The organism is Microbacterium sp. NPDC080220 (genome assembly GCF_040686395.1).
GTDB lineage: Bacteria > Actinomycetota > Actinomycetes > Actinomycetales > Microbacteriaceae > Microbacterium > Microbacterium gawkjiense.
Window position 1 is genome coordinate 1,796 of sequence record NZ_JBFBOP010000022.1, and the last position, 1,475, is coordinate 3,270.

A 1,475-nucleotide genomic window follows, 5' to 3' on the forward strand; every position below is an offset into this window, starting at 1 on the left:
GTCAAATGTTCCACCCATGAGCTCCGGTCGAGAACATTCGTCTCGAAACCGGCTCTGTCACTCCGAAGAGTGCAGTGCTCCTTAGAAAGGAGGTGATCCAGCCGCACCTTCCGGTACGGCTACCTTGTTACGACTTAGTCCTAATTACCGATCCCACCTTCGACGGCTCCCTCCACAAGGGTTGGGCCACCGGCTTCAGGTGTTACCGACTTTCATGACTTGACGGGCGGTGTGTACAAGACCCGGGAACGTATTCACCGCAGCGTTGCTGATCTGCGATTACTAGCGACTCCGACTTCATGAGGTCGAGTTGCAGACCTCAATCCGAACTGGGACCGGCTTTTTGGGATTCGCTCCACCTCGCGGTATTGCAGCCCTTTGTACCGGCCATTGTAGCATGCGTGAAGCCCAAGACATAAGGGGCATGATGATTTGACGTCATCCCCACCTTCCTCCGAGTTGACCCCGGCAGTATCCCATGAGTTCCCACCATTACGTGCTGGCAACATAGAACGAGGGTTGCGCTCGTTGCGGGACTTAACCCAACATCTCACGACACGAGCTGACGACAACCATGCACCACCTGTTTACGAGTGTCCAAAGAGTTGACCATTTCTGGCCCGTTCTCGTATATGTCAAGCCTTGGTAAGGTTCTTCGCGTTGCATCGAATTAATCCGCATGCTCCGCCGCTTGTGCGGGTCCCCGTCAATTCCTTTGAGTTTTAGCCTTGCGGCCGTACTCCCCAGGCGGGGAACTTAATGCGTTAGCTGCGTCACGGAATCCGTGGAATGGACCCCACAACTAGTTCCCAACGTTTACGGGGTGGACTACCAGGGTATCTAAGCCTGTTTGCTCCCCACCCTTTCGCTCCTCAGCGTCAGTAACGGCCCAGAGATCTGCCTTCGCCATCGGTGTTCCTCCTGATATCTGCGCATTCCACCGCTACACCAGGAATTCCAATCTCCCCTACCGCACTCTAGTCTGCCCGTACCCACTGCAGACCCGAGGTTGAGCCTCGGGATTTCACAGCAGACGCGACAAACCGCCTACGAGCTCTTTACGCCCAATAATTCCGGATAACGCTTGCGCCCTACGTATTACCGCGGCTGCTGGCACGTAGTTAGCCGGCGCTTTTTCTGCAGGTACCGTCACTTTCGCTTCTTCCCTGCTAAAAGAGGTTTACAACCCGAAGGCCGTCATCCCTCACGCGGCGTTGCTGCATCAGGCTTTCGCCCATTGTGCAATATTCCCCACTGCTGCCTCCCGTAGGAGTCTGGGCCGTGTCTCAGTCCCAGTGTGGCCGGTCACCCTCTCAGGCCGGCTACCCGTCGACGCCTTGGTGAGCCATTACCTCACCAACAAGCTGATAGGCCGTGAGCCCATCCCAGACCGAAAAATCTTTCCAACTGCTGACCATGCGATCGCAGCTCATATCCGGTATTAGACGCCGTTTCCAGCGCTTATCCCAGAGTCA

The 1,475-nt window shown here is 55.9% G+C and carries 2 rRNA genes (1 of these 2 cut by a window edge); both read right to left on the minus strand.

Annotated elements, in window-relative coordinates:
* A 23S ribosomal RNA gene (locus AB0P29_RS16105) occupies positions 1-77 on the minus strand (its annotated part extends 1,795 nt beyond the left edge of the window); the annotation flags it as partial.
* Positions 78-85: 8 nt separating this feature from the next.
* Positions 86-1,475, minus strand: a 16S ribosomal RNA gene (locus AB0P29_RS16110); the annotation flags it as partial.